This window comes from Dehalogenimonas etheniformans, assembly GCF_014672715.2.
GTDB classification, from domain to species: domain Bacteria; phylum Chloroflexota; class Dehalococcoidia; order Dehalococcoidales; family Dehalococcoidaceae; genus Dehalogenimonas; species Dehalogenimonas etheniformans.
Genome location: NZ_CP058566.2, coordinates 427,002 through 453,816, shown reverse-complemented (window position 1 = coordinate 453,816; position 26,815 = coordinate 427,002). Strand labels below are relative to the sequence as shown.

General features: G+C 51.8%; 24 protein-coding genes and 1 tRNA gene. 9 read left to right on the top strand and 16 right to left on the bottom strand.

Annotated elements, in window-relative coordinates:
* Nucleotides 1–9 precede the first annotated feature (9 nt).
* Entirely contained in the window at nt 10–459 is a 450-nt protein-coding gene (locus HX448_RS02335; protein WP_102330570.1) for a hypothetical protein, read from the bottom strand.
* A gap of 335 nt (nt 460–794) precedes the next feature.
* Here HX448_RS02335 and HX448_RS02330 point away from each other — a divergent pair, with 335 nt between their 5' ends.
* A complete protein-coding gene (locus tag HX448_RS02330) occupies nt 795–2,270 on the top strand; it encodes a reductive dehalogenase (protein ID WP_102330569.1) in 1,476 nt (491 codons plus the stop codon).
* 180 nt (nt 2,271–2,450) lie between these two features.
* On the opposite strand, the gene HX448_RS02325 is transcribed toward HX448_RS02330, so the two are convergent.
* From HX448_RS02325 to rsmD, 9 genes are all read right to left on the bottom strand, one after another.
* Nucleotides 2,451–3,953 carry a response regulator gene (locus tag HX448_RS02325; RefSeq protein ID WP_162485957.1) on the bottom strand — a complete coding sequence of 501 codons (1,503 nt, stop codon included), beginning with the start codon at nt 3,951–3,953 and terminating at the stop codon, nt 2,451–2,453.
* A 43-nt stretch (nt 3,954–3,996) separates the two neighbouring features.
* Entirely contained in the window at nt 3,997–4,449 is a 453-nt protein-coding gene (locus tag HX448_RS02320; RefSeq protein WP_102330567.1) for a response regulator, read from the bottom strand.
* A 7-nt stretch (nt 4,450–4,456) separates the two neighbouring features.
* Nucleotides 4,457–5,788: a sensor histidine kinase gene (locus tag HX448_RS02315; protein WP_190259895.1), complete on the bottom strand. Its 1,332-nt coding sequence runs from the start codon at nt 5,786–5,788 to the stop codon at nt 4,457–4,459.
* Entirely contained in the window at nt 5,788–7,446 is a 1,659-nt protein-coding gene (locus tag HX448_RS02310) for a PAS domain-containing protein (protein WP_104201625.1), read from the bottom strand. Before HX448_RS02310 ends, HX448_RS02315 begins: the two co-directional genes overlap by 1 nt.
* 523 nt (nt 7,447–7,969) lie before the next feature.
* Nucleotides 7,970–9,238: an IS110 family RNA-guided transposase gene (locus HX448_RS02305; RefSeq protein ID WP_190259856.1), complete on the bottom strand. Its 1,269-nt coding sequence runs from the start codon at nt 9,236–9,238 to the stop codon at nt 7,970–7,972.
* A 252-nt stretch (nt 9,239–9,490) separates the two neighbouring features.
* Nucleotides 9,491–9,566: transfer RNA gene (locus HX448_RS02300), tRNA-Ala, on the bottom strand.
* Between the two features lie 120 nt (nt 9,567–9,686).
* Nucleotides 9,687–9,950, bottom strand: coding sequence for a YfhL family 4Fe-4S dicluster ferredoxin (locus HX448_RS02295; protein WP_102331832.1), 264 nt, complete (start codon nt 9,948–9,950; stop codon nt 9,687–9,689).
* Between the two features lie 72 nt (nt 9,951–10,022).
* Complete coding sequence (gene coaD / locus HX448_RS02290) at nt 10,023–10,502, bottom strand: pantetheine-phosphate adenylyltransferase (protein WP_102331833.1); 480 nt, start codon at nt 10,500–10,502, stop codon at nt 10,023–10,025.
* Nucleotides 10,499–11,140, bottom strand: a complete 642-nt coding sequence (rsmD, locus tag HX448_RS02285; protein ID WP_226846812.1) for a 16S rRNA (guanine(966)-N(2))-methyltransferase RsmD — start codon at nt 11,138–11,140, stop codon at nt 10,499–10,501. The genes coaD and rsmD overlap by 4 nt, the downstream gene beginning before the upstream one ends.
* Nucleotides 11,141–11,153: 13 nt before the next feature.
* Between rsmD and HX448_RS02280 the strand changes: the two genes are divergently transcribed.
* Both HX448_RS02280 and HX448_RS02275 read left to right on the top strand, forming a co-directional pair.
* Nucleotides 11,154–11,828, top strand: a complete 675-nt coding sequence (locus HX448_RS02280) for a hypothetical protein (RefSeq protein ID WP_102331834.1) — start codon at nt 11,154–11,156, stop codon at nt 11,826–11,828.
* 124 nt (nt 11,829–11,952) lie between these two features.
* Nucleotides 11,953–14,079 (top strand): sodium-translocating pyrophosphatase, encoded by a 2,127-nt coding sequence (locus HX448_RS02275; RefSeq protein ID WP_102331835.1) that lies wholly within the window; start codon nt 11,953–11,955, stop codon nt 14,077–14,079.
* A 231-nt stretch (nt 14,080–14,310) separates the two neighbouring features.
* Here the strand turns inward: HX448_RS02275 and HX448_RS02270 are convergent, their stop codons facing one another.
* A complete protein-coding gene (locus HX448_RS02270; RefSeq protein ID WP_102331836.1) occupies nt 14,311–14,751 on the bottom strand; it encodes a hypothetical protein in 441 nt (146 codons plus the stop codon).
* 281 nt (nt 14,752–15,032) lie between these two features.
* Here HX448_RS02270 and HX448_RS02265 point away from each other — a divergent pair, with 281 nt between their 5' ends.
* From HX448_RS02265 to HX448_RS02255, 3 genes are read left to right on the top strand one after another with little or no spacing between them, the layout of a single operon-like run.
* On the top strand, nt 15,033–16,301 hold the full coding sequence (locus HX448_RS02265; protein ID WP_162485888.1) for a hypothetical protein: 1,269 nt from the start codon (nt 15,033–15,035) through the stop codon (nt 16,299–16,301).
* 4 nt (nt 16,302–16,305) lie between these two features.
* The gene (locus HX448_RS02260) at nt 16,306–18,228 is read left to right on the top strand and encodes a DEAD/DEAH box helicase (RefSeq protein WP_102331839.1); all 1,923 of its coding nucleotides are present in this window, start codon (nt 16,306–16,308) and stop codon (nt 18,226–18,228) included.
* The gene (locus HX448_RS02255) at nt 18,225–19,256 is read left to right on the top strand and encodes a protein NO VEIN domain-containing protein (protein ID WP_102331840.1); all 1,032 of its coding nucleotides are present in this window, start codon (nt 18,225–18,227) and stop codon (nt 19,254–19,256) included. The genes HX448_RS02260 and HX448_RS02255 overlap by 4 nt, the downstream gene beginning before the upstream one ends.
* Nucleotides 19,257–19,270: 14 nt before the next feature.
* Here the strand turns inward: HX448_RS02255 and HX448_RS02250 are convergent, their stop codons facing one another.
* Complete coding sequence (locus HX448_RS02250; protein WP_226846811.1) at nt 19,271–20,125, bottom strand: DNA-methyltransferase; 855 nt, start codon at nt 20,123–20,125, stop codon at nt 19,271–19,273.
* A 502-nt stretch (nt 20,126–20,627) separates the two neighbouring features.
* Here HX448_RS02250 and HX448_RS02245 point away from each other — a divergent pair.
* The 3 genes from HX448_RS02245 (at nt 20,628) to HX448_RS10565 (ending at nt 22,748) form a co-directional block, all read left to right on the top strand.
* Nucleotides 20,628–21,107, top strand: a complete 480-nt coding sequence (locus tag HX448_RS02245; protein ID WP_102331842.1) for a hypothetical protein — start codon at nt 20,628–20,630, stop codon at nt 21,105–21,107.
* Entirely contained in the window at nt 21,104–22,477 is a 1,374-nt protein-coding gene (locus tag HX448_RS02240; protein ID WP_102331843.1) for a phage terminase large subunit family protein, read from the top strand. Before HX448_RS02245 ends, HX448_RS02240 begins: the two co-directional genes overlap by 4 nt.
* 136 nt (nt 22,478–22,613) lie before the next feature.
* Nucleotides 22,614–22,748, top strand: a complete 135-nt coding sequence (locus HX448_RS10565; RefSeq protein ID WP_264294070.1) for a hypothetical protein — start codon at nt 22,614–22,616, stop codon at nt 22,746–22,748.
* Here the strand turns inward: HX448_RS10565 and HX448_RS02235 are convergent.
* From HX448_RS02235 to HX448_RS02220, 4 genes are all read right to left on the bottom strand, one after another.
* A complete protein-coding gene (locus HX448_RS02235) occupies nt 22,745–24,139 on the bottom strand; it encodes a metallophosphoesterase family protein (protein WP_102331844.1) in 1,395 nt (464 codons plus the stop codon). The two genes, HX448_RS10565 and HX448_RS02235, sit on opposite strands and share 4 nt — an antisense overlap.
* A gap of 124 nt (nt 24,140–24,263) precedes the next feature.
* Nucleotides 24,264–25,397 carry a sensor histidine kinase gene (locus tag HX448_RS02230; protein WP_102331845.1) on the bottom strand — a complete coding sequence of 378 codons (1,134 nt, stop codon included), beginning with the start codon at nt 25,395–25,397 and terminating at the stop codon, nt 24,264–24,266.
* Nucleotides 25,387–26,091: a response regulator transcription factor gene (locus HX448_RS02225; RefSeq protein WP_102331846.1), complete on the bottom strand. Its 705-nt coding sequence runs from the start codon at nt 26,089–26,091 to the stop codon at nt 25,387–25,389. Before HX448_RS02225 ends, HX448_RS02230 begins: the two co-directional genes overlap by 11 nt.
* Nucleotides 26,092–26,193: 102 nt before the next feature.
* On the bottom strand, nt 26,194–26,796 hold the full coding sequence (locus tag HX448_RS02220; RefSeq protein ID WP_102331847.1) for a hypothetical protein: 603 nt from the start codon (nt 26,794–26,796) through the stop codon (nt 26,194–26,196).
* Between the last annotated feature and the right edge of the window lie 19 nt (nt 26,797–26,815).

Sequence of the window (26,815 nt, the reverse complement as noted above, 5' to 3'; positions counted from 1 at the left end):
GGCAGCCAATTATTTAAAGACTCCTGGTTTCCAATCGATGATCGGTTTCATCGCGTTCCATCGCGCTAATCCCGATAACTCTGGCTTATAATTCGAGTCACTCATGAGTTCGTATGCACCTTTTGGGCAAATCATCACCCAAAGCTTAGGCATAAAACCTGAAAGTAGCTTCACACCTCGTTTATAGTTGTTTTTGGACCACACGACTATTATTTCTTCATTGGCATCCAAATAGCGTTCGTTAAAAGCAACCCAGAGGTTCCCAAAGTCTATTTTATGAGTGATGTATCCTCTTGTTATGCTGTCCAGTTTTTTGCATTCGATCGTGATAACAGCGTAGGGTAGCGACTTCGAACCATTTTGAACTTGGTTGCTTTCATTGATGCTCGTAACTAATGGGCTGAATTCGATGACTTTACATACCTCACCGTCAACGGCAGACCATTCTTTGTCGTGCAATAGGATCGTTTCTTTTAATCCCCTAGTTCTAATCCTTGACCGAGTCTTGCGAAGCCGATATTAGATCTGCGGGGTTCTGAAGTCAATACCTTTTATATAACAGAAGCATCATGAACGGCATCGATGATCATAAAAGTCAGGATTGTTGAGGAATACCCATCCTCGCCCGATTCCCAACTTCGTTAATTGAGATCGTTATTATTGATGGGTGAGGTTATCTTTTGAAACTTATTCGTTAACATATGCTAACACTAAATACGTATGATGGCGTATTGACATTTTAATAATAGGATTTATAATATTAATATAACTAGGCTATCGACGCCTGGTTTAAGATGTTTGGGAGGGCCAATGTTCTTATGGCATCCGGGAGAAAGACCGGATGGCGAGGGGAAAGACCCAATATAGATCATGAAAGAGAAGAAATGTCTACGTTTCACAGCACATTAAGTCGCAGACAGTTTATGAAAACACTTGGCCTGGCTGGAGCTGGGTTAGGTGGGGCAGCGTTGGTAGCTCCGGTTTTTCATGATCTTGATGAATTGATCGCGTCTCCTCAAGCTGGAATACAGCGTCCATGGTGGATCAAAGAAGTCGAAAAGACAACCTTGGAGGTTGATTGGTCCTTGATCCAACCTTGGAGCAATAAGGACAATAACAACTCAAACCCTGCCAGATACAATCCCAATTATGCAGATGTTCAAGCTCAAGCTAAGGCCTTAAAGGCTGAATGGTTGGCAGCAAACAAACCCGGATACTCGGCTCGAGACTGGGCTTTAGACGATAGCGCCGGTGGTTCCCAAGCTAAACCATGGGTGCTGGACTCAAAAGCTACCACGCCTACGACCTTAGGCATTCCCAAATGGGAGGGTACTCCAGAGGAGAATGCCAGGATGCTTCGATCCGCGATGAAGTTGTACGGTACCTTCATGTTGGGGTACGCACCGCTTGACAGCAACTCTAAGAAGTTGGTGTTCAAAGAACTGACTTTTGAAGACACAGACAAGGGTTATATGAAATCGAGCGGCGCTTATGTTATTCCAAGTAAAGCCGATCTATCTATGTTCACTTGGTCAGTACGATATCCTTTAGGGACTACACGCGCTGCGCCATCGAAGATCGCTAATGCGGGCAAGAGTTATGCTGATAATCTTAGCGATAATATTGGCAATTCAACACAGCGATTCCTTGTTCAATTAGGTTACCAATGCATGTGGGGTGGCAAAAATCATATGGCGCCGCAGCCTGCTTTTAACGCCTTGAACGGGGTCGGTGAGGGTAGCCGAGATTCCGGTCAGGTGATCTCACCTGAATATGGTATGCCCATGCATTCCAACGAGGCACTGACCGATCTTCCGATTGCACCGACATCTCCGATCGATGCAGGAATTTTCCGGTTCTGTCATGACTGTGCAAAATGCGCCGAGGTCTGTCCCAGCGGTGCACTGACGTACGACAAAGATCCGAGTTGGGAAACTGCAGCGTACAATTGCCCTGGCCATAGGCAATATAAGAATGATATTCCTAAATGTCGTGCCTTCAGTACACTGGCTCCGAACTGCATAACCTGCCAGGCTTCCTGTGTTTTTACCAAGGTCGAATATTCCGTTGTTCACCAACTAGTTAAAGCGACGAGTTCTTCTACTCCCATCTTTAATAGTTTCTTTAGGACTATGGACAACGCCTTTGGGTATGGAGCAAAGATAAGTTCGACTGAAAATCCCACTACAGGCGTTTTCAACGCAAAAGCTACTGATTGGTGGGATCTTGAATTGCCCGCGTTCAACTTTGATGTGAGTAAAAAAACCTAGGAAATAGCGAAGCTTAACGCGTTGCGGGAACCCTGAAGGGAGCCAGTGAATCAGACTGGCTCCCTTTTTTTAACTCCAGTTTATACCACCACACCCAATTCCGACTTAGTACTTGCCTTTTCCAGATAATTATTCTAATTATGGTAATCCAAATTAAATATTGAGTGCAGCAACATATGGTCATGTAAGTCCACAAGGGAGGGACACCTGAATGGTTGTCCCCAACCCAAGCATTGACTCAATTTCAAAGGATCCATTAACAAGCCCGGCTCTTTCCTTCATCGCCGAAAGGCCGGTAGATTTTGTTGCTTCGATTTCCATAAGGTCAATGCCACGTCCCCTGTCTTTAACACTAAATTGAAGACGGTTATCAGATCTATGAAGGCTTACCCAGGCTTCGTTTGTCCCTGAATGACGCATAATATTGGTTAAGGCTTCTTGAATAATGCGGTAAGCTGTAATCCTGGTGTTTTGGTGAAGCACTCCGATCTCCCCATCATCGAAATGAACTTCCAATCTAGCCTGATTATGTAATTGCTTAAAAAGCGCCTCCAGAGTAGGTGCCAACCCTAGCTCATCAAGGGAACTAGGCCGTAAAGAGAGGGACATATTTCTGACCTGACTAATCAATCCAGTGACATCATCTGAAGCCTCTTTGACCAAGAGCTTTGTATCAGCCGGTGACATGCGTTCGATTCGACCCAATAACAATTTCAAAACCGTAAGGCTTTGACCAACCTCATCATGGAGCTCTTTGGCCATCGTTCGCCGCTCTTCTTCTTGTATCTTGAGTAATCGATTCGATAGAGAGCGTAAAGAATCTTCCGCTTTAGATCTGAGTTCTAATTGCTCTTGCAATTGGTGATAAGCTGTCTCCAATTCGCTGGTCCGAGCTTTGACTCGATTTTCTAGTTCAACGTTAAGATTCTGAAGCGATTGCTCGGCTTGTTTGCGCTCATTTATGTCTTTGACGATATGGACACTGCCGGTACAATTTCCTAATTGATCGAATGTTGGCAGGGTGGTTGCCTCGATATATATGCCCAAATTGGGTTCGAAAAATTCCTCGCGTGCCGCCTGGCAGGTACTTAACGTCCGTGAATGGGGACAGAACACAGGCGGTTCGAGAGCGTTATGGACAATTTCATAACAATGCCTGCCCACCGCAGCGTCATGCTTCAGTTTGAACGTATCGGTGAAAGCCTTGTTAGCCCGGATGATACGATGGTTCCGGTCAAGCAGAATTATGATATCAGTGATCGAATCGAATGTGGATTGCCATTCCCTCACGGCGGCGTTGATGGCTTCTTCCGATTTCTTCCGCTCAACTGCATAAAACAAAACGCGGCGTAACAAACCAGATTCCACTTGGCCTTTCACAAGATAGTCCTGGGCACCAAAATGAATCGCCCGGGATCCAAGCTCTTCATCTGAGTTAGACGTAAGTACCACAATGGGCAGATCTGGGAATTTCGCACGCAATGTTTTAAGCGTTTCCAAGCCAGGGCTGTCCGGCACATTCAGATCTATCAGGGCTACTTCCGTTTCATTTTCGTTAAGGAAGTTGATCGCTTTATCCAAAAGTTCTGCCGTGCCTCCCAGAGATATTCCAGGCATGTCTTTGAAATATTCTTTTATCAGGCGAACGTCACCCGGATTGTCTTCAAGAAGAAACACTTTCATGCAACAGACTCTTTCATTGTCAATTAACATCTGACGGCGACTTTTAACAGCCCGTTTTTGGTGGCAACCTGACGATGGTCAGCCAAAAATCTTCAATCGATTTAGTAATGGTGAGGAACTGGTTGAAGTCCAGGGGTTTGGTGACATAGCAATTAGCGTGCAACTTGTAAGCCCGGCAGATGTCCTCGTCGGCTTTGGAGATGGTCAAGACGACCACCGGGATCGACTTCAGATCCTCATCCGCCTTAATCTCAGCCAAAACTTCACGCCCGCTTTTGCGCGGTAGATTCAAATCCAACAGGATAAGGTCTGGCCGAGGCGCTTCGGTGTGCTTACCCGTGCGTCTCACAAAATCCATTGCTTCCACACCATCTTCGACAACCCAAAGGTTGTTCCGGATCTTGCTGTCTTTGAGCGCCTCCCGAGTCAAACGAGCGTCACCAGGATTGTCTTCGACGAGCAAAATATCAACAGGCTTTAAAACGTCAGCATCCATCTTTTTCTTATCCTTTCTTAGGCGAGATGGGCAAGGTGAAATGGAAGACCGAGCCACCTTCAGGAGCAGATTCCACCCAGATGCGGCCGCCGTGACGCTCAACGATACGTTTGCAGATAGCTAAACCGATGCCAGTACCGGGGTATTTGGACCTGGTGTGCAGCCGTTGGAATATTAAGAAGATCCTCTCTCGGTACTCGGGAGCGATGCCGATACCGTTATCCTGGACCGAACAGACACATTCGTTGCCGCGGATTTCTGCCGAAATGTGGACCCTTGGAACATCATCACCACGGAACTTGATGGCGTTGTCGATCAGGTTTTGGAAAACTTGCGACAGTTGGCCGGCATCGCCGTATACCATCGGCAGAGCGTCATGGGTGATGATGACGCCGCTATCGGAGACCAGCATCTTGAGGTTGTCCAGGGCCTGATTCAGAATGCTTTCGAGAGGGGTTGGTTCAAAAGTGCCACCCCTGGTACCAACCCGGGAATAAGCCAGGAGGTCATTGATCAGGCGTTGCATCCGGTTAGCCCCGTCGGCGGCATAGTGGATGAACTCGTCGGCGTCAGCATCAAGTTTGCCCTGGTATCGTTTACCCAAGAGTTGCACGTAACTTGAAACCATGCGGAGCGGTTCCTGGAGGTCGTGGGAGGCGATATAGGCGAACTGCTCCAGCTCAGCGTTGGAGCGGGCCAGCTCTTCGGTCCGGCTCTTGATGGCCTCTTCCGCCAATTTCCGTTCGGAGATATCCATGCCGACACCGATCAGGCACTCTTTGCCATCGAGCACGACCAGTCTGCCAGTAAAATAATAAGGGGTCCTGCGGCCATCCCGGGAAACAAAATTAGCTTCAGCCGTAGATTGTCCTTTTTCAAAGACTTCACCGATCCTTTGTTCAATGAGCGTCCTGTCTTCACCCTCAAAAAATTCAAGGACGGTTTTTGATGGCATTTCCTCAGCGGTGACCCCAGTGACCAGTTCCCAGTTTTTATTCCACTTGAGGAATTTGCCCTGGGTGTCGAAGAGATAGAAAACTCCCGGGAGGCTTTCAATGGTGGTGTCGGAAATGTTTTTTTCGCGTGTCAGCTCAGCGGTGCGCTCGATTACCCGTTCTTCGAGGACATCACGGGATTGTTGAAGTTCTTCGTTCGATACGTTCAGGTCTTCCAGGATGTTGAGCAGCGCCTTTGAAGTATCATGCATCTGCTCCTTCTCAGCGTCGAAATCCTCCAAGATGTTCAACACTGCCCGCTGGGTGTCCTCGAGACGGACGTTGTCCGAATCGGCGGTCAGTCTATTCCTAGGGTCGGGGAAAACTTCCGATTGGTGAGACACTATCGTTGTCGTTTGAGTTCCTCAATCTCTTTTTTAAGCTCGATCATCTTGAGTTCACGGCCAACGGTGAGACGCTGGAACCGTTCAAGCTCGGCGAGCCTTTCCAGTTCCTTGGTGCGCTGCTCCGCAACCTGGGCTTCGGCCTGGCGCTGAGCGGTGATATCGCGAGCTGCAGCAAAGACACCCAATACCTTTCCTGAAATGTCCTTGTAGACTGAGGCATTATAAAGAACATCGGTAAGCGTCCCGTTGGAATTGCGAATGGTAAGAGGATAGTCCGTTACCGATCCGAGGGCAAATACCTGCTGGTAACCTTCCCGGGCTTTTTGCGGCTCGGTGAAATAGTTGGAGAAATCTGTGCCAATCAGTTGCTCTCGGCTGACGCCGGTGACCTTGATGGTTGCCTCATTGACGTCGGTGATCTTGCCTTCAGGCGAGATGGTCACTAGGGGATCCAGCGAAGCTTCAATCAGGCTGCGGGCGTATTGGGACGCCTGTTTCTGGGCGGTGACGTCCCGGGCGGCGGCGAAGATGCCGATGACTTTACCGGCGCTGTCTTTATAAACGGAAGCGTTGTACAGCACGTCGGTCAGCTGTCCTCCGCGATGGCGGATGGTGAGGGGATAGTCAGTGACGAAACCTTTGGCAAAAACCTGCAGGTAACCTTCCCGGGCTTTCTGCGGCTCAGTAAAGTAATTAGAGAAGTCGGTGCCGATCAGCTTCTCCCTGGGGATGCCGGTGACTTTTATGGTCGCTTCATTTACGTCGGTGATCTTGCCGTCGGGAGAAATGGTTACCAGCGGATCAAGCGATGACTCGATCAGGCTCCTGGCGTAGTGAGAAGCCTGCCTCAGTTGTTCTTCTGCACGTTTCTTCTCCGAGATATCGTTGCTCATCAGTAGGTAACCAATCGGATGGCCAAAGGCATCGTTACGCCGGGTGACGACGACGCTGGCCATGAAACGCGTCCCGTCTTTCCTGACGCGCTGGAATTCCCCTTCAGCTAGGCCGTTTTCATAGGCTTCCGACAGCAATCGATCGACCGCCCCCGAGGCGATATCCTCCGGGGTATGCAGAATACTCGAATCCCGGCCGATGATTTCTTCCGCTGAATAGCCGTAGTTCCGCTGGGCACCTTCATTCCAGGACAGAATCCGGTGGTCCAGATCTTTCCCGATAATGGAATATTTAGTTGAGCTTTGCAGGATGTTATCCAGGAAGTTCTTGGTCTCTATGAAGTTGCGGTTAACGGCTTTGGAGTCAGTGACGTCACGGGCGGCGGCGAACACGCCCAGGACCTTACCGCCAACGTCCTTATAAACGGAGGCATTATAGAGGACATCGATTAGCCTGCCGTCCTTGTTACGGATAGTGAGCGGATAATCGGTCACCGACCCCTTGGCAAAGACCTGCTTGTAACCCTCCCGAGCTTTCTCCGGTTCAGTGAAGTAATTGGAGAAATCGGCGCCGATAAGTTTTTCCCGAGCTACACCGGTGGCTTTGATTGTAGCTTCGTTGACGTCGGTGATTTTACCGGTGGCTGAGATGGTGACCAGGGGGTCAAGGCTGGCTTCGATGAGACTTCGAGCGTAGGTGGCTGCGGATTGAATATCCTTTGAAGAATCGGGGTTGGGGGAGAACTTTCTGTGCTCAACCATCACGTCTCCTTTGCATAGATAGAAACCAAGCAATAGGTGGGGCAACTATTACGAATGATTACATCATAGTCCACTGCGTAAGGTTGAGCAAACTATCAACAAGCCAAATCCAGCCGCAACAACGAGTTCCTGATATCCCCGATGACCGCAGATAGGTATCCTCAGAACTTAGACGAATAACTTTGTTAGCCAGCGGTTCTTTAGTTTTTTGTTGGGAGGACACAAGTTTACTGCAGATATCAAGGGTGAATGTACAACATACTATATTCGATAAGGTCAATAGCTCCTTTTAGGTTTTTTGTTATTTCCACACCGGTGGGCAGATCCCAGCCTCTGGTTTCCTGGCTCCCAACTTAGCTTTTAGATACGGGCTCGTCCGCAAAAGCGAAGGCCCATCATACCTCATGCGGGGTTGGCCAGGAGGGCAGGGGCACCATGTTGTGTACACGGGTTAGCTTGATATAAGCTCCCAAAATCTGACACCGGTGTCTCCCTGCCCACCTGATGTTAAGGAATAATCCTCCTAGCTGGCCACCGACACCAATTGAGGTGACCCGTAAAACGTCTGGTTTTTCACCATCGAAAAAGCTAAACGTAAGAGCTTGTTTAAAGCAGCACCGACGATTTCCCTACCGCACAGCGGATTTTCGTGGATCGGTCGTTCCCTTCTCTTTTTCGCCCACTCACGAAAATCGGCATTGAAACGTAGCATCGGGATAACAGAAGTCCAAGCGCAGTATCGTAAGACCGGGCGCCCCTGCTTGCTCATCGGAGTATGGGCGCTCTTCTTTCCAGCTGATTCTGACTCAGTTGGATTGCTACCCGCCATCTTTATCATCTGTTTTGCGGTCCGATATGCCTTGAAGCAGCCCAGTTCCGCGATTAGGCCAGCAACGGCGATGTAACTGAGGCCGGTGATCGACAGCAGATATTTACCCTCTTCGGTTTGGTCAACGAGTCTGGTTAGTGTTTGGTCTATTTCTTTGATGTGTTTTTTAATTAATTCGAGCTTTTCCACTAGAAAGCCCATCTCGGAGACCACTGATCGAGCCCCGGATGAAATGCCTATGGTCATCTTCGCTGCTTCATGAAGGTCCGCCAGCTTTCTACGCATTAACCGGTGTCCATGGTAATTGGCTTCTACTTTGGCAATGAAATTCTCAATGTCCATGCCAGCAACGTCCCATGGTGTAAGACAACACGACAAAACGCCTTGCGCCGTAACCGCACATGGATCTTTGAAGACATGAACGAATTCCGGAAACACTCCGTCCAGAAGACCCTTTATGAGGTTTGTTATCCTGGTCCGCTCCTTGACCAACCGCCGATAAGCGTTATGAGAGGAACGTAGGTCTGCATATACGCCTTGGGGGAGACCGCTTTCGACGAACTCACCGGTGCACAGGAGTTGAGCTGCAACCTCGCTGTCCCGGTAATCATTCTTCCTGTGGTTCAAATCCTTCCCTTCGCGCCTTCGCTTCAATGTGTATTGATTGATGAAACGAAATGGAATACCTTTCGCATCGAGGTAATAGGCGATATTCCGCCAGTAATGGCCACCTGTTTCGATCGCGAACATTACGCCGCGGCAATCTGCCCGAACCATTTCAGTCCTGACACGGCGTAGTAACAATTCAAACCCTTCCATTGCATTTTCAAACTTGAACTTGTCACGAATGGTGAAGTCTTGTGTAATGGCGACTGCAGCATGTTTGCTTTTATGGGGGTCGATTCCGATCACGAGGTAACCCTCAGGGACTTGCCGAACTTTCCTGGCAGCGGTATTCTGCATTTTGATAGCTCCTCCTATTTAGATTCGGTGTTTGGGAGACCACCGTTTCTATTTTAGCCGGAGCTATCTCTTACTGTTAGCCAATATACTAACATCTGCTTTTGTTACTTGTAAGGGCCGAATGCAAGGACTCGATATCGTCCTATCGAATTCCAGCAAAAACAAAAGGGGCAGACGAAAATTCGTCTGCCCCTTTTCCTAACAGTTTAGCTCAAGAAATACTTCACATTTTGAGTGTGGAATAGTCTTCAATGGTGGAGCTGAGGGGATTCGAACCCCTGACCCTTGCGATGCGAACGCAATGCTCTCCCAGCTGAGCTACAGCCCCGTGCAGGCGAATATTATAACATACCTTCGCGCGGCATATTAACAACAGAGTCGAAGGTTAGTCCAACAAAAGGGCGACCCCATTTAGGTCGCCCTTTAAATTAACGGATCAGCGGGCTCGTTAGACCTTTGGTTCTTTGCCAGGATGTAATTTGCGCCATTTGGCCAGCAAGGCTTCCCGTGATTCCACGTGAGCTTCATCGGCGACGCAGCAATCGACAGGACAAATCTCAGCGCATTGTTTGGTCGCAAAGGATCCGACACATTCGGTACATTTGGCCGGATCGATGATATAGATATTATCTCCCTCAGAGATAGCCGCGTTAGGGCACTCCGGCTCGCACGCGCCGCAGCTAATGCACTCATCGGTGATCTTGAAAGCCATGTATCGTTTGTCCTCCTAAAGTACTATATCCTTTTATACCATTATAACGAATAATTTAAATCCGGTAAACCTTCAGCATCCCACTTTTGCCAGGACGGCTCTGGCGACGAACGGCGGCACCAGGTCGGCGAAATCCCCGCCCAGGCGCGCCACCTCTTTCAGCATGCTCGACGATAGGAACTGGTATTCCGGGCTGGCCAGCAGGCAAACGAGTTCGATCTCGGGCGCCAGCTTGCGGTTGATCATCGCCATGTCGAATTCGAATTCGAAATCGTTGTTGACGCGCAAGCCCCGGACGACAGTGGTCACGCCCTCGCGTCGAGCAAACTCAACCATGAGTCCCGAGAACGCCTTGACCTCGACGTTGGGCAGGTCCTTGACGGCCTCGCGGCCCAGCTTCACCCTCTCTTCGGTGGTGAACATGAGCTTCTTTTCCGGCGTGTCAAAGACACCGACGATGACCTTGTCGAATAGCTTCGAAGTGCGGCGGACGATGTCGATATGCCCGTAGGTGAACGGGTCGAACGAGCCGGGGTATAAAGCTATCTTCATTCCGAAATCTCCTTGCGATAAATTGAGATGATGCTGTCGCCGTGGCGGCGTTCCTTCTTCAGCGCCAACTGACCATACTTTTCTTCCAGCGGCACCCTCGGTGAATGGGTTATCACCAGCCAGGTTTTCATTCCCACGAGCCGGGTGGCGGCAAGCTTACCCAAAAACTCACCGATGTCCTCGCGCCGGTAAGGCGGGTCCATCAGGATGATGTCGTACTCTTTGTCCAACATCGAGAGCGACCGTTCGACGGGCAAGCAGTTAACCCGGGCGCGGCCGGACAAGCCGCACTTTTCCAGGTTGTCCCTGATGATGTCGCAGCAGACCCGTTCCTGTTCGACGAAATCGACGTGCCCCGCCCCCCGCGACAGCGCCTCGATGCCCAGCGATCCCGACCCCGAGAACATATCAAGTACTTCATCCCAGTCCTCGGTCAGCGAGGCCAGCATCGAAAAGATAGCCCCGCGCACCAGTTCCGTCGCCGGGCGGGTGGCTTTTCGGTCAGGCACTTTTATCGGCCGGCCTTTGCATTCGCCGGCGATGACTCTGAGATAACCCACGCCGTCATTCTGAATGAAGAGTCCCTCGTCGTCAAACCCTGCACCGAAAACCGCTTTGACGTGGGTGTCTTTTGCCAACTAAAATAACGTGATGAAACGCGCAGCCGATACTTATCTTCTCCTCTGGGGCGGGCCGCTTTCGCCATCGTCGGCCAAACGGGTCCTCTACTGGGCGCTGAATGTCGATGGCGCGCTATGCGGCATCATCCTTCCGGCCGGTGTCTGGTCTTCGGTCGAGAAAACGCTCGACACGCCCCTGGGATTGTCCTCCTCCTACCTTTCCGTCGCCGTATCGGGCTTATCCACGCCTCAACCAGAGCTCCGCCTGGTAACTATCGACAGCGACACCCTTTATGACTTCTGTTATGTCAAGAACGCCGTTTACCGGCTGAAACGGTCGCCACAGAAACTCAAAGTCGATCCGGCCTCCCTCATCAACCACATCGGCCTGGCTGACACCCCACCCCTGGCCACCCTCCGGAGGTTCGGCAGCCTGCCGGACAAGGGCGCCTTCCACACCTTCCTCCCGGACAAGTCCCGAGTAGAGCTGTATTATCTTATCGAAGAAGGCGAGACTCCACCCGCCAAGCTTGGCGTCCAGGTATTATGGGGCCTCAAGGGTTTCGGCCTGCCGGTGGTCGCCAGGGGCGCCGATCACCGCCCCGGCGAGGCCGAAAAAGCCATCCTCGACCGCACGGCCGTCAGGCCCCTCCCCTTTTGGCTGCGCCAGTTCGGGCGACTCTTCAAGCGGGGTCGCCGGCGCTAAGCGCCTTCCTTCATTTCACTCACAAAATTCGTTGAACGTGGGTTCAATCCCAGTTTGCCCGCCTTTAGCAAAAGTGCTATATTATCCGAGTTTGTTTAGTTTAGGGAAATAAGAAGGAGGAGTAATGCCTGGTATCTTCTGGATCGTACCCGTGATCTGCCTAGTAACCGTGCTGTTCATTATCTACCTGGCCCGTTACGTCCTGGCCAAGGACACCGGAACCCCCAAGATGAAAGAAGTTGGGGACATGATTTTCGAGGGCGCCTGGGCGTTCCTCAACCGCCAGTACCGCACCATCGCTATGCTGGCGGTCATCACTGCCGTAGTCGTCGGGGTCGTTGTCGGCCTCCTGTCCGGCGACACCACCCCCGGTAATGTCGGACAATTCGGCATCATGTGGCGCACCGGCGTCGCCTTCCTGGCCGGCGCCATCGCCTCCGGCATCTCCGGCTTTGCCGGCATGTACATCGCCGTCAAATCCAACGTCCGCTGCGCCGCGGCCGCCCAGAGGAGCTGGCGTGAAGCCATCGACGTCGCCATGCGCGGCGGCGCCGTTTCCGGCTTCCTCATCACCACCCTGTCGCTCATCGGCGTTACCGCCATCTTCTTCGCCTTCGGCGGTGCCGACACCCCGGAAATCGCCCCCCATTTGATCGTCGGCTTCGGCTTCGGCGCATCGTTCGTCGCCCTCTTCGCCCAACTTGGCGGCGGTATCTATACCAAGGCCGCTGACATGGGCGCCGACCTCGTCGGCAAGGTTGAAGCCGGCATTCCTGAAGACGACGCCCGCAATGCCGCCGTCATCGCTGACCTGGTCGGCGACAACGTCGGTGACTGCGCCGGCCGCGGTGCCGACCTCTTCGAGTCCACCGCCGCTGAAAACATCGGCGCCATGATCCTGGGCGCCACCGTCTACGCCATCACCCAGGACGTCGCCTGGATCATCTTCCCGCTGGTCGTCCGCGCCTTCGGCCTGGTCGCCAGCATGATCGGCCTGCTTATCGTCAAGGCCAAGGAAGAAGAAGACCCCATGGCCGCTTTGAACCGCGGCTACTGGGTGTCCATCATCCTGTCCGCCGTCGGTATGGTCATCACCGTATCCATCATGCTGGGCAACGCCTGGCTGGCCGCCGCTGGCCTCGTCGGCATCGGCGCCTCGGTCGCCATCCTCTACATCACCCAGTACTACACCGATACCAAGTATAAGCCGGTTAAAGACCTGGCCCAGGCCTCCCGCACCGGTTCCGCCACCAACATCGTCGGCGGTATCGGCATCGGTTTCGAGACCGCCTTCCCCACCACCGCCGTCATCGGCATCGCCCTGCTGGTCGCCTATGCCTTCGGCAAGGCTTCCGGAGTTGAAGGCGCCGGCGCCTTCGGCACTGCTGTCGCCACCATGGGCATGCTGATGACCTGCCCCTACGTCCTGGCCATGGATACCTTCGGCCCCATCACCGATAACGCCAACGGCATCAACGAGATGGCCGGCGCCGGACCCCAGGTCCGGAAAATCACCGACCGCCTCGACGCCGTCGGCAACACTACCAAGGCCCTGACCAAGGGCTACGCCCTGGTCTCCGCCGGTCTTGCCGCCTTCCTCCTGTTCCAGGCTTACATGGACCAGGTCTCGTTCCTGCGCGGCACGCCTTTTGAAGCTATCAACCTGGCCCGCCCCGAGGTCTTCGTCGGCGGCCTGATCGCCGTCATGCTGGTCTTCCTGTTCAGCGCCTGGGCTATCCAGGCTGTCGGCGCCGCAGCCCAGAAGATCATCGAGGAAGTCCGCCGACAGTTCCGCGAGAATCCCAAGATCATGACCTGGGAAGCCAAGCCGGACTACGCCCGCGCTGTCGATATCACCGCCCGCGCCGGCCTCCGCGGCATGATCAAGCCCGGCGTTTTGCCGGTGATCGTCCCGCTGGCCCTGGGTGTCGGTTTCAACCTCATCCCGGAATATGACGCCGCCCAGGCTGTCGGCGCTATGCTGATGGTCGGCACCATCGGCGGCATCATGATGGCCGCCTTCATGAACAACGCCGGCGGCGCCTGGGACAATGCTAAAAAATACATCGAAGACGGACAGCTCAAGGATGACAAGGGCGTCGTCCAGGGCAAGCGCACCTTCGCTCATGCCGCTGCTGTCGTCGGCGACACCGTCGGCGATCCCCTGAAGGACACCGCCGGACCTTCCCTGCACGTCCTGATTAAGCTCCTGTCCACCATCACCCTGGTCCTCGTCCCCCTGTTCATCTAACCCTCTCAACAGGGTTTTGAAAGCGAGCGGCTCCTGTGAGCCGCTCGCTTTTTTTCCTGAAAAAGTATCCCTTCGCCTTCGCGTAGGGAAAAAAGGCTGAGCCTTTTTTGTTTGGGCGCTTTTTTCATGATTTGCCGAAACGACACGATTGAAAATGGTTTTTCCCACGATTGCGTCGTTTGGCGCGGACAATTCGATCAATTCATTCATTTCAAACAATTCATAGTACAGTTAACAGTCATCAGTTGTCAGAACGGCCGGAGGTTCCTTGGATGCCGCAGCGAGTTTGGCGGCCAGTTCTTTGGTCAACGGCAAGTCCACGGCTACCCGCCTGGCGGCGTTCTCAAGGGCTTCCAGGTCATCGAGGTGAACGCCGTACTTGATGCGCATCAAACGGGCGAGGCGGGCTTGCAGACGCAGAACAACTCGGGTGGTGGCCCCAGTGGAATTGACCATGACGGTTTGGAAAACGGCCAATAGGATCTCCCGGTCAATCCGGCCGTAATCCGTCTCTTCCCTCAATATCCTGCGCTGGGCTTCGATGATGCGGGGCGAACGGAGTCCGTGGTGCCGAGCGTTCAGATTCCCTTTCGGTGCGCCGCGTTTCCCGTGTCCCGCGCCAAGGATTTCTGGCGGGTTATTTGTTTGTACATTTGTTCTATTTTCAGTCATGCGGGTATTATAGCACGGCTGTTCAGGAGGATGTCAAGCGTTTCGTGTCGTTTTTCCGATAAATATTTACTAAGATTACCTTAGAGCAAGGAAATAGCCTGCCCTTACCTACTTAGTTCTCATTGATTAACCAAACTCCGCCTTTTTCCGACATCGGCACTTTTATTCAAACTCTGAATTTAATTTTTAAATGTAGATTTTCCCATAGAAGCATTTGCACAATTGTGGTAAAGTTTTGCAATTGGTGAAACGCAGTTTCCAAAATTAACCGGAGGTGAAAAATGGAAGAACTACCTCAAATTCCAAAATCCGGACCTTTAAGCACCCTATGTGAACAATCCGATTGGACAGGCGTTAGTGAGAATCTTTCTTATTCTGGAAGACAAAATCTTAGAAAATGTTTCCGAATACCTATCGAATCTTTGCATTTCAATATCGAAAATGGTCGTTACCACACAAACTTCCTTTTATTACAATCCGCCTATCCTGGGGAAAATATTGATCCAAAACAACCTCGTTGGAAAAACGAAATTCTGAATATGCTGAATGGCAATTGGATCGACAAAAAGACAGGAGCCAATACTTTCGAAGATAGAGAATATTTTCTTCAATTAGTCGAAGATTTACGGGTTAGAGGCCAGGAGCGACCTGGAGTCGTCCTTGAAAATGGTGGTGTGATGGGTGGCAACCGCCGTTTGGCGGCATTAATCACACTTTTCGGAGAACAAAGTGAACCGAAATTCCAAAGGTTCGAAGGCTTCATAGTCCCTGGTAATATGGACGCCGTCGATCGCTGGCGCCTTGAAATGTCTGCCCAAATCGGAGCTACCCGTCTCACGCGTGATTATAAAGCGGTTAACAGGCTTGCAAAGATTAAGCAAGGTGTGGAACTTTTGGAAGCAAAGGCGGGATCCACCGAAGACGCCGCGATTAAAGGAGTTGCGGTTGATTGGGGAACGAAACCAGAGAATATTCGAACCGAATTACTCACATATAGTGCCATGCTTCAATGGCTGGAATTCACCGGCTATCCTGGAGAATTGTGGCGAGCAGATAAGTTAACTGAGATTTTCACTGAAATTCCAGGCATTTTTGACGCGGCGAGAAAGATTGGGATGCCATTGGCAGACCAGAGCCGCCTCAAACGAATTGTTTTTAGCTTGATATCCAATAAAGCCGCTGATTACCGCCTTCTCCGTGCAATTCGAAATGCAATCGGAAGTGGAAAAAAAGGTGTCAATGGCACTCCAACCGCCATAAATTTATTACTCTCTGCAGCTCCAAATGTTGACGCATTAACAACCCCACCAACACATGAAACTGAAGATGCTGCGGAAGAATTGGCAGATCGTTTCCGCGCAGATGTTGAGTCCAAAAAAGCCCAACGAACACCGTTGGTTCTTGCTCAAACTGCAGAAACCAACTTGGAAAGCTTAGGTAATTTGATTTTAAAGCTGCAAATACCTGCTGATAAAAAAACAGCCATAATACAAAGCATCCAAAATTGTTCAAAACTTGCGGCTGAGGCTTTATCTCGACTTAAAGGATAAATAAATGACCGTTTTCCTCAATGAAGTCGGGGCGTCTAGGATTCGTCTAGATATCAGCTCAAAGCCGACCCTTATAACTGATTCAAGCTTCCGTGAAGCCCTCATGGCCTTCATGATTATCGACCAGGATACTTCTTCGATAACAATCGACACTTCTCCAGATATCATAGAGGCGATTACGTTTTTAACTGAGTCATTCGATGCAGCGAATATCCCTTACACATTGAGCTCAACACTTGAGACAATTGCTCAAAGTAAGCATCACGAGCGCCAGATAATAAAAAGTATCACCGCTCCAGAATGTCCAGACCAATTAGAATTGCCTGAACAGATACCTGGCCTATTGAAAGGAGTTGCGTTACTACCACATCAATCTAGAGGATTGAAAAAAACTATATTTGTGCAGAATATGGCGGAGTTTTCCGTACAGGGGGCTGGCAAAACACTTATTACGCTAGCGGCATTCCGTGTTTGGCAACACCAAGGCGTGATAGTCAAGATGATAGTAATCGGACCTACGAGCAGCCGGAAACCATGGGAAGACGAGATTCATCGTTGGCTCAATCACACTGAAGTTTTGCGGTGGTCCGGATCAGCTTTGCATCGGACGCGGCTAGTATCTCTTTTCGGTAGAACGGAGATAATTTTGTGTACATACGAGACCGCGATTCGAGACGTTGAAATGTTATCAAATCTACTAAAAACATATCCAACGTTAGTTGTGTTGGATGAGTCTCATTATATTAAAAATTTCGATGGTGGTGCGCGGGCTGAGATGGCAACCAAACTTGCCCCATTGGCCAAACGGCGCATGATTCTTACTGGAACTCCTGCTCCACATTCTTTGCTTGACCTTTGGAATCAATTCGCATTCCTATGGCCGACACAGGTCAATGAGTTGCTCGGTACGAGGGTGACATTTCAAACGCGTATAGAACAAGGACATGACTCTCCCGGAGCTTTGGGAAGAAGGCTCCAACCCTTCTTTCATCGGACTACTCAAGCAGAACTTCAACTTCCTGCGCCCCAGAGTCACTTCGTCAAAATCAGTTCTGAAAAAGTTCCACAAAATCAAACAAGAATACTGCGCCTTCTTGAAGCCCGACTAAAATCTGAAATTCGAAAAATGGAAGAAGTCAGATCAAATCAGGAACTCGTCATGAGGTGGCGTAAAGCTAGAATTATCCGGTTATTACAAGCAGCTTCAAACCCAGGTTTGCTTACAACGACGCTTAGTTGGCTAGGTAATGATTTATGTGATTTTGAAACGGGAGATCTTTCGTCTGAGATTGAAAAATTCGCACGTGGAGAGCTTCTCTCAGGGAAAATTAGTTGGACTGTCGAGAAAGCAAAAGAAATTATTGCAGAAGGTAAAAAAGTTGTTATTTGGACCTGGTGGGTCGAGAATCTTCAATTACTTGTTAATCTTTTTTCTGGTTATAGTCCACTCGTTGTGTACGGCGATATCAAACCTTTCCAAGAAGATTGGGATGACAAGGAAGAAATTAGCAGAGAAAAGAATATATCTGAATTCTTGAACGATCCGAATAGAATGCTTTTACTTGCCAACCCCGCTGCTTGTGCCGAATCGATCTCACTCCATCGAGAATGCCACGATGCGATATATCTGGATAGAACATACAATTGTGGGCAATTCCTGCAATCCATGAATCGTATTCATCGCGTTGGCCTTCCACCAAATGCAATCACTAGATACTGGATCCCTTACTTGGATTGCGCGATTGAAAGATCGGTTAATCAACGATTAACCAAACGACAGGAGACCCTATATCAATTCCTAAACGACAGCACAGCGATATTAGGTTTTGACGAAGACGACCAAGCAGAGATTGCGGATACTAACGATGAAATAGGTTCAGCCTTCCTCAGTCTTACCACCGAACTACAGAATAGTCCACCGACATGAGCAATCTAGCCGAACTCCTTGCGGAATTGGGCATGTCTCATTTTGGAGAACTTAATCTCGTATTGCATGTTATGACTGACACACCGCGAGATCGTCAAACAATCGCAAGTGCAATCTACCAATATTCTGGCGCGACCGATCAAATCCCAAAACCTAATCTCTATATTGATGTTTCGCTAGAGATTGGTTTGTTAGAACAAAATAATCACGACCTCGAACTGACTCAATTAGGTCGAAGATTGAAAAACATTTCTACGAACAATATTGACCGATTTACAAACCTTCAGTTAAAGCTCTTATCTCCTGAAATACTAGGACACCCGGACCTCCGGGAACATGTTGTTGGAGCTCTTGATTGTTTTGAGAAATCAATTCACGATAACAACTATCTTCTTAAGAAAAACCAGATAAACACTGTTGAAGCTCTTGGCTTACAGGTCTTACAGGCATTCGACCTGACTTGTTACCGAAATTTAGAAGTGATTTCAACTTCAACCGATATTGAATTTATTAGAGAAATAGTGGGACCGTTTTGGGCTGTTACGGAGGAGGAGCTTCATGACGCTTTGGCTCTGGCGAGTAAACGAAGCAAAGCAGCTGAGGAATATGTTATTAGTTTTGAAAAATTAAGACTTGGCGGCGAAGGTCATGCCGACTTGGCTGAGCTTGTTACGAGAGCAAGCGCAACAAACGCGAGATCACCGTATGACATAAGATCGTATAACGCCGATGCTTCACCGCGGTTTATTGAAGTGAAATCTTCGGTGAATTCGACTTTGATCTTCTACTGGACAGCAAGTGAACGGCGTTTTGCATCAGTTAAATGCCAATCATATTGGCTATATTACATTCCTAGAAGCCAGGAATTGCCAGAATTGAGTCCTAGTCTAATATTAATTCAAGATCCAATCCGTTTACTCGGTACCCGGCTAACCGAAGAGTGTGAATCATATCGAGTCAGAGCAATTGGAAACTATCAGACTTCACCCGGAGGTGTAGCTGGTTTCAAAGTGATAACCATCGAGTAACTCAATTACTTGAATTAAACCAACGGGCCTTTTGGGACTGGGACCGTGAGCTCTTCGGGCAACTCTAGCCTATTCTTAGCTAGCCTAACATATTCTTCATTAAGATCAATCCCAACGAATTGCCTACTAAGGTTTTTTGCGGCAATAGCAGTAGTCCCCGAACCAACAAAAGGATCCAAAACCACTTCATCTTCACTAGTAAATAGCTTAATAAACCAAGTCGGTAGTTCGACGGGAAATGTTGCACTGTGGCCCTTATTTCCGCATTCAGTGGGCATATTTAGGACATTCGTCGGATAGGCTTTTTCCCTGCCAACCCAATTGGCAACTCTTTTGCCAAAACCACTTTGAAGCCGGGAATTATCCCTGGCTTGATCTGTTGCGCTCAATGCTTTAAGTCTTGAGTGCCGCCAATTTCCCATGGGCACCATCACCGAATCTTGATTCATTTCAAACTTTTTTGACACTGTAAAATGAAGACAGCGTTCCCAAGCGTCCCTAAATCGATTAGGCCATTTTCCAGGGAAACAGTTTTTCTTATGCCAGATATATTCTTCAGTCCAAAGCCATCCCTGTTTTTTCATCTCCAAGATGAGTTCAATGACATACGTGTGGCGTTGCCCATTTTCAATGCGTTCTTTTATATTTAGAACGAAGGAACCTGTTGGTTTAATTATACGTTTAAGCTCGGCCGAGATGGGTAAAAACCACTCAACGTATTTTTCCGGGCAAACTCCGCCATAAGCTGCAGCCCTGCTGTCCGCATAGGGTGGCGACGTGATTATCAAATCAACGCTTGAATCAGGAAATTCAGGAAGCCAATCTTTTACATCACCCAATAAAATCTGATTCTTTAAAAATTCCGGCAACAAGGTAGAAACCTCTCAAGTTTCAAAAGAAAATTATGATAGGTAATTAATTAACCGTTGATAGGTGTGTTTCGGGTACAAACTTTTTGTGCTGAGAAGACTTGAGTCCTAATGCCACGTGATTCATCAGTCTCGTAGATGAGCGTAATGGTGGCACCACTAGTGGCATGACAATCGCACAAGAATGCATCTGTATCTGGAGCCCACAAGGCGGTGGTCTTCCGCTTTGTGGGATGACCATGATGCCAAACCCGACATCGAACGCCTAATTTATTGACTCCTTCTTGATTGCAGCCGGGAACAATACACTTAGGCATATGATACCTTCTTTGCTTGATTTTTGCGTATGATAACACCTTAAGGTTATTCCCTCAAGATAAATGGAGAAGATAGTCTGCGCATTATGTAAACTTCTGTCGTAAATATATTTTTTGAAAATGACACCAAAAACGACACGAAACGCTTGACAGTATCAGAGTACATCTGTGCTATACTTCTCGGCATGAATGAGAACACTGGTACTACAGATGCCTCCCTACAACAGAATACAGCCCAACCCGAAATCCGGAATTCGAATTCCGAAATCCGAAATTCGAATTCCGAAATCCGAAACAAGGACCCCGAAACTCCCGCCGCCGTGCGCCGCGAGGGCAACCGTGCGGGCAACCAGAACGCCCGCATCCATGGATTCTATTCCAAGTATGCCGCTACTCCCCGGCAGGAGGTGATGGAAGAGGCGGCACAGCTCGAAGGGCTTGATGCCGAGATCGTTCTTTTGCGTTCCAAGATCGAGCTGTTGGAGGAACTCGATCCCGAAAACATCAAGTTATTCTCGGAAGTTATCGGTAAATTGTCCCTAATAATGGTTCGCCGCAAGTACACCGGACAAAACGCGGTCTTTGAAAAAGCCAAAAAGATCATCAGCATTCTCGGCGGGGCGGCCGGGGTTGCCGGTGGGGTGGCGGAGATCATCAAGGAATGACAGCGCCTCCGGAAACCATCGAGGCGCTGCGTCCTTACCAGAGCGAAATCCTCAAGGCGGTAACAACATCGGTCCGCGACGGCCTCGGCCTGACCTTTTCCGTCGAGATCGCCCGCCAGGGCGGCAAGAACGAACTTTCGGCCTGGATCGAGACCTGGGCGCTGGTGCATAACGTCGAACAGCCGCTCAATATCGTGAAGTGCGCCCCCACCTTCGAGCCGCAGGCGATGATCTCGCTTCGGAGGCTATGCTCCTGTTTGGATTCGATAGGCTTCGGCGGTGATTACGTCATCGAGGCCGGTCACATCGTCCGGCTCGGCCAGGCGCGGGTTATCTTCCTTTCGGCCAACGAGAACGCCAACGTCGTGGGAAACACCGCCCACCTTCTCCTCGAGATTGATGAAGCCCAGGACGTCTCTATCGATAAGTTCGACCGCGATTTCCGCCCGATGGCGGCAACGAGGAACGCAACCACCATTCTTTTCGGCACACCGTGGCGCGAAGGCAACCTGCTCGACACGATCAAATCACGCAACCTTGAATTAGAACGAGCGGATGGCATTAAACGTCATTTTCGATTCGATTGGGAGGAGGTGGGACGCTACAACGACAACTACCGGGTTTATGTCGAGGGCGAACGCGACAGATTGGGCGAAAACCACCCCACCTTCAGGACCCAGTATCAACTGCTCGAGGTTGGCAAAGGCGGCGGCTTCTTCTCCGACGACTACCTGATGAAAATGACCGGCGACTACCCGCGGGAACTGACCGCCCAGCCGCGAGCGGTTTATGTGGCGGGGCTGGATTTCGGCGGGGAGGGAAATTCTGCATCCGATTCGACAGTGCTCACAATCGCCGAAGTCGAAGCGTCTTCCCCCTCTCCTTTAATTCCTCTCCCACAAGGGGCGAGGAAAATGCTACGTATCGTCCAGCATTATGCGTGGACCGGCCTCCCCTTCACCATTCTCCTGCCCAAAATCATCGAAATCGCCAGGGCGTGGGGATTACGCCGTATCGCCGCCGATGCAACCGGTCTGGGCGCGCCCCTGTGCGCCACGCTGAAAACATCTTTGGGCCACCGAGTCGTTCCAGTCGTTTTTACGACACACTCCAAAAGCGAGATGGGTTACGAACTGCTGGCGGCGGCGGGGGCGGGGCGCCTGCAACTCTACTCCCGCGACGCCTCGACAGAATGCCAGGAGTGCTGGCAGGAACTGGAGAACGCCTCGGCAGATTACCGGCCTAACCAGAGCCTCAACTTCTACTGCGCCCCCTCCCGCTCCCACGACGACTATTTGATTTCATTGGCCCTCGTGGTCAAAGCCGCTTCCAAATACGAACCCAGGGCGGCGGTGGGCAGGGTGGCATAAACAATGAACAAATCAAAATTCAGGGCTATGATCAGGGATTTTAAGGAACTATTCCCCCGACAATCCGTAGCCTTACGGATATGCCAAACCATGGCCTGCGTTTACAATAATATCATCCGGGCGATGGAGGTTGAATATGTTGATTGTGTTGTTAGCGAGTGTGGCCAGCGCCATCGCCTGGACAGCGTCTATGAAGGCCGAGCACCTCATCCGGGTCAGGGAGGAGCGGGAATATCCCTCCGACCTGGAACGATTCGACCGCCTGTCTTAGTGTTTGGCGATCGAGATTGTCTTGAGCGACGCCCCATTCGGGTCCCTGATGGTCAGGGTGCAGGCGCTGCCGTCGATGGATACATCGGCAAACCCGTACGATCCGTTTTCATACCACACATTTGCCGGCGAGGTGTAGGTGCGCGGCTCATCAGGCACTCCCCCGAAGGCGCCGCAGACGGTGTAAGTCACTCCGCCGTGCTGCAGCAGTTCAAGCTGGTGGTCGTGCCCGGAAAACACCATGTCGACGTTGAACTCTTCAAACAATGGCCCCAGCCTGGAGATGGTCTCCTGGTTGTCATACCACTGCCAGCCTTCGACGACCGAGCCGGAGGCGTAGAAGAAACCGTGGCACATCACGATCTTCCAATCGTTCGACGGGATGCTCTCGAGCTGCGCCCGGAGCCAGGTCTCCTGAGCGGCGGTAAAGCTCTCGGCGCTCCACTCAAGATCGAGGCACAGGAAGTGGACGTTGCCCGCATCGATGCGGTACCACAGCGGCGACCCGGACTGCAGGTCCATCCCCGGCGGATAGCAGAAGTCTTGGAAATTCTGAAAGCCGGCGAACAGGGTGTCGTGGTTGCCGGGGAGGTAGCGAGTGGGTACCGTCGCGCTCGCCGTCGACATCGAATCGAAGGCTTCCTGCCACTGGCTATGGGCGAAGCCGTATTCGACAAGGTCGCCCAGGAAAAAGAACATGCCGTAGCCGTTGGCCGGATCGGCGATCTGGCGCAGCATGCCGTCGCTGGCCTGCCTGGACGCATCAGAGGCCCCGAAATGGGCGTCGCTGCCCACCGCGAAGCGGATTTTACCGCCGGCAGGCGGGCTGGTGAAATATACCGGGGCGCCACCGTTTACCCGGTATTCGTAGCGGCTGTCCGGGACGAGGTCCCGCAGCATGAAGACGTGTTTCTTTGCGGACTCGGATTCCTGAACTCTCGTGAGATCACTACCGGCAAGTCCCCATTCGAGGGTGTTTTTGGCGGGGGAGGCTGTGTTGAAGCACAGCGCCAGGTCGGGGATACCGTGCGCACCGGAGCCGTCGGCGATAAGTAGCTGGGGTGGGGTGTCGCCAATTCCGGCGGCGAAAACATCGCCGGTGTAGACGAAAGCCGCGGAAGGCACGGCGATGGAGAAGAGCGTGAGCAGCGAGACGAAGACTGTCAGGGGGGCGGGGAGGCGGGGGTTTTGCCTCGATCTTTTCCAAAAGTACAAGCCGGAAAAACCCAGCATGACCAGTCCGAGCGCGCCGGCCCCGATGAAATATTGTTGAAAAACGCCGTTCACCCGGAACAGCCCAATGGTGCCGTGCTGGTTGAAGGCCCAGGCCAGAAAAGCGATCACGGCGATGGCACCAGCCAGCGGCGCGAGAAAGAAATTGGACTTTTTCACCGACCCATTTTAAAGATAACCACCGGTTCTAGCAATGGGAGCGACTAGGTATAAGGCGGGAGACCGAGATTCTTCGCTACGCTCAGAAAGACAACCTCTCGTTTGGTCCGATGGTAGGGAGAGCTCACGGCAAAGAGAAGGAGAACTTGCTGCCTTTGCCAGGTTCGCTCTCGACCCTTACCCTGCCGCCGTGGGCCTCGACCAATTGCTTGACAATGGCCAGACCTAAGCCGGAACCGCCGGTAGCCCGGGCGCGGGAACGGTCGACCCGATAAAAACGATCAAAGATATGAGGCAGATCTTCAGCGGAGATGCCGATGCCGGTATCGATGACCGATACTAAGACGCCATCATCCTTTTGCTCGAGCCGGACGGTGACTTTGCTCCCGGACGAAGAATAGTGGAGAGCGTTGGCAAAAAGGTTGCGCAGGACCTGCTCGATCCGATCCGGATCAATGTCAGCACGGACAGATTTTGGGACGTCAAGAGCCAGCTCGATGCCCTTGGCATCAAACTGCGTCTTCATCGCCTCGACCACCCTCGCAGCCAGCGCCGAAACGTCGGTCACCTGGCGGTTGATCTTGAGCTGGCCGCTTTCAGCCAGGGTGATCGTCCGTAGGTCTTCAACCAGCCGCCCGAGGTTAAGCGTCTCCTGGTGGAGGGATTCGAGGTTGGCGGGGCTGGTCTCCAGCACCCCGTCCTGCATCGCCTCGATGTTGGCGCGGAGGACGGACAGGGGCGTCCGCAGTTCGTGGGCTACGTCGGCGACCATGTTCTGGCGCAGCTCTCGATCCCGGCGGAGGGTATGAGTCATCGAGTTGAACGAATCGCCCAACTCGACCAGTTCACTTGAACCTCGCAGGCGCACTTTCTGCGACAGGTCGCCGCCGGCGACCTTTTTGGCGGCCACCGCCACCTCGCCAACTGGGGCAACGATGTTGCGGGTTAGCAGCCCCCCGATGACGATGGCCAGAAGGACGCCCAGCAAGCCTGCTATCCAAAGCGTACGTCCGAAGGCCGCCAGGAAATTTACAGTGATCTGCTGACCCCACAGGTTGCCGCCACCCATCATACCGCCGGGTCCCTGCCCGCCCTGGCCGTTCATCAAGCCCTGCATGGTGATGACAAAGTCATGGAAATTACCGGAGGTGGCGTTATAGGCCAGCACGGCGACCAGGGCCATGCCGAACACCGAGGATATGAGGAATCCCAGGATCAGCCTGACCGATAGACGATTGAAAATCTTGTTAATTGCCATTTTCCGGCTCCTGAAACTTGTACCCCACACCCTGAACGGTGGTGATGTTACATGGACTTTTGATATTGGCCTCGCGCAGTTTCCGGCGGAGGTTCTTCACGTGAACGTCGATGGTGCGCTCGTAGCCCTCGTAGTTTTCCCCCAGAATGTCGAGAAGCTTGCCCCGAGACAGCACCAATCCGGCGTTCCGCACCAGCGCCGCCAAAATTTTGAATTCGGTAGCGGTCAGTGGGAGGGGCTGGCCGTGACAGGTAGCCTCAAATCGGCCTTCGTCGACAACGATTCCTCCGGCCTCGATCCGGGCGGATGGGGCAGAGGCGGGGCCGGGCTTGGCGCGGCGAAGGATGACCTTCACCCGAGCCACCAGTTCCCGAGGGCTGAAGGGCTTGGTGACGTAATCGTCGGCGCCGATCTCGAGGCCAACGAGTTTGTCGGCGTCCTCCTGGCGGGCGGTGAGCATGATGATGGGGACGTCAGAAGCGCGCCGTACTGTCTGGCACACCTCGAGGCCGTCAATTTCGGGCAGCATCAGGTCGAGAACGATGAGATCGGGTTTGTCCCGCCTGAAGACATCGAGGGCGGTTTTGCCGTTGCCGGCGGTCAGCACCTCGTAGCCGTCCCTTTCCAGGTAGGCTCGGACGGTGGAAACTATCTTCGGTTCATCGTCAACGACGAGTATCTTGGCTTTGGACATTGCGTCACCTCGACTACCACTATATGACTAACTTAGCTTTGGATGCAAAACGGGCGATGTTGCCATCGCCCCGTTTTTCCTCTGGTTGGATTTAGCTGCTGCCTAGCGGCAACCCCAACCTCCGCCCATCATGCCCCAGCCGAAGCCGGGAGCTGCCGGGTTACCGGGAGTCACCGTGTCGCTGGTGTAACTCCAACCGCCCATCATGCCGGGACCGAACGGACCGGGACCGACGCTAGCGTTAAGGTATTCACCACAGAAACCAGCCCAGGTGTTGGAGCCGCTGACTGAAGCGAGATTCAACGTCAGAAGGTTCTGGGCTGCTTGCCGGGCAGCGTCCAGGTAAGTCTGCGCCTGGGTCTGGGTCAGATACCCGTTCTGAACCTGCAGGTTGATCCTTGCCTGGAAGTTAGCGATGATCGCATCGACAACCGCCGAGGAGGAGATGTTCTTTTCCGTGGCGATGGAACCGAGAGTCTTGCCTGACTGTAGTTGGGTGGCAAGGTCGGCGGGGGTCAGCCCAAGCACCGTGGCTACCCTAGCCAAGGTACCGGAATCGACACAGCCAGGGCCGTAGCCGTTGTTAACCGCGGGGAGGGTGGGACCGGGGTTGCCCGTCGCTGCCAAGGCAGGTACACCCACCGCAAAAATGGCGACAACCGCGACAGCCAGGACGACCAACCATTTCTTTGAGATGCCTTTCATAGTTTCCTCCTTTTGTTTG

Bases quoted from the DNA above. Each gene is read 5' to 3' on its own strand.
- HX448_RS02325 (WP_162485957.1), bottom strand. From the start codon at position 3,953: ATGAAAGTGTTTCTTCTTGAAGACAATCCGGGTGACGTTCGCCTGATA.
- HX448_RS02225 (WP_102331846.1), bottom strand. From the start codon at position 26,091: ATGTCCAAAGCCAAGATACTCGTCGTTGACGATGAACCGAAGATAGTT.
- HX448_RS02230 (WP_102331845.1), bottom strand. From the start codon at position 25,397: ATGGCAATTAACAAGATTTTCAATCGTCTATCGGTCAGGCTGATCCTG.
- HX448_RS02245 (WP_102331842.1), top strand. From the start codon at position 20,628: ATGAATGAGAACACTGGTACTACAGATGCCTCCCTACAACAGAATACA.
- HX448_RS02260 (WP_102331839.1), top strand. From the start codon at position 16,306: ATGACCGTTTTCCTCAATGAAGTCGGGGCGTCTAGGATTCGTCTAGAT.
- HX448_RS02280 (WP_102331834.1), top strand. From the start codon at position 11,154: ATGAAACGCGCAGCCGATACTTATCTTCTCCTCTGGGGCGGGCCGCTT.
- HX448_RS02330 (WP_102330569.1), top strand. From the start codon at position 795: ATGTTTGGGAGGGCCAATGTTCTTATGGCATCCGGGAGAAAGACCGGA.
- HX448_RS02240 (WP_102331843.1), top strand. From the start codon at position 21,104: ATGACAGCGCCTCCGGAAACCATCGAGGCGCTGCGTCCTTACCAGAGC.
- HX448_RS02275 (WP_102331835.1), top strand. From the start codon at position 11,953: ATGCCTGGTATCTTCTGGATCGTACCCGTGATCTGCCTAGTAACCGTG.
- HX448_RS02320 (WP_102330567.1), bottom strand. From the start codon at position 4,449: ATGGATGCTGACGTTTTAAAGCCTGTTGATATTTTGCTCGTCGAAGAC.
- HX448_RS02255 (WP_102331840.1), top strand. From the start codon at position 18,225: ATGAGCAATCTAGCCGAACTCCTTGCGGAATTGGGCATGTCTCATTTT.
- HX448_RS02270 (WP_102331836.1), bottom strand. From the start codon at position 14,751: ATGACTGAAAATAGAACAAATGTACAAACAAATAACCCGCCAGAAATC.
- HX448_RS02295 (WP_102331832.1), bottom strand. From the start codon at position 9,950: ATGGCTTTCAAGATCACCGATGAGTGCATTAGCTGCGGCGCGTGCGAG.
- HX448_RS02220 (WP_102331847.1), bottom strand. From the start codon at position 26,796: ATGAAAGGCATCTCAAAGAAATGGTTGGTCGTCCTGGCTGTCGCGGTT.
- coaD (WP_102331833.1), bottom strand. From the start codon at position 10,502: ATGAAGATAGCTTTATACCCCGGCTCGTTCGACCCGTTCACCTACGGG.
- HX448_RS02265 (WP_162485888.1), top strand. From the start codon at position 15,033: ATGGAAGAACTACCTCAAATTCCAAAATCCGGACCTTTAAGCACCCTA.
- HX448_RS02310 (WP_104201625.1), bottom strand. From the start codon at position 7,446: ATGGTTGAGCACAGAAAGTTCTCCCCCAACCCCGATTCTTCAAAGGAT.
- HX448_RS10565 (WP_264294070.1), top strand. From the start codon at position 22,614: ATGTTGATTGTGTTGTTAGCGAGTGTGGCCAGCGCCATCGCCTGGACA.
- HX448_RS02305 (WP_190259856.1), bottom strand. From the start codon at position 9,238: ATGCAGAATACCGCTGCCAGGAAAGTTCGGCAAGTCCCTGAGGGTTAC.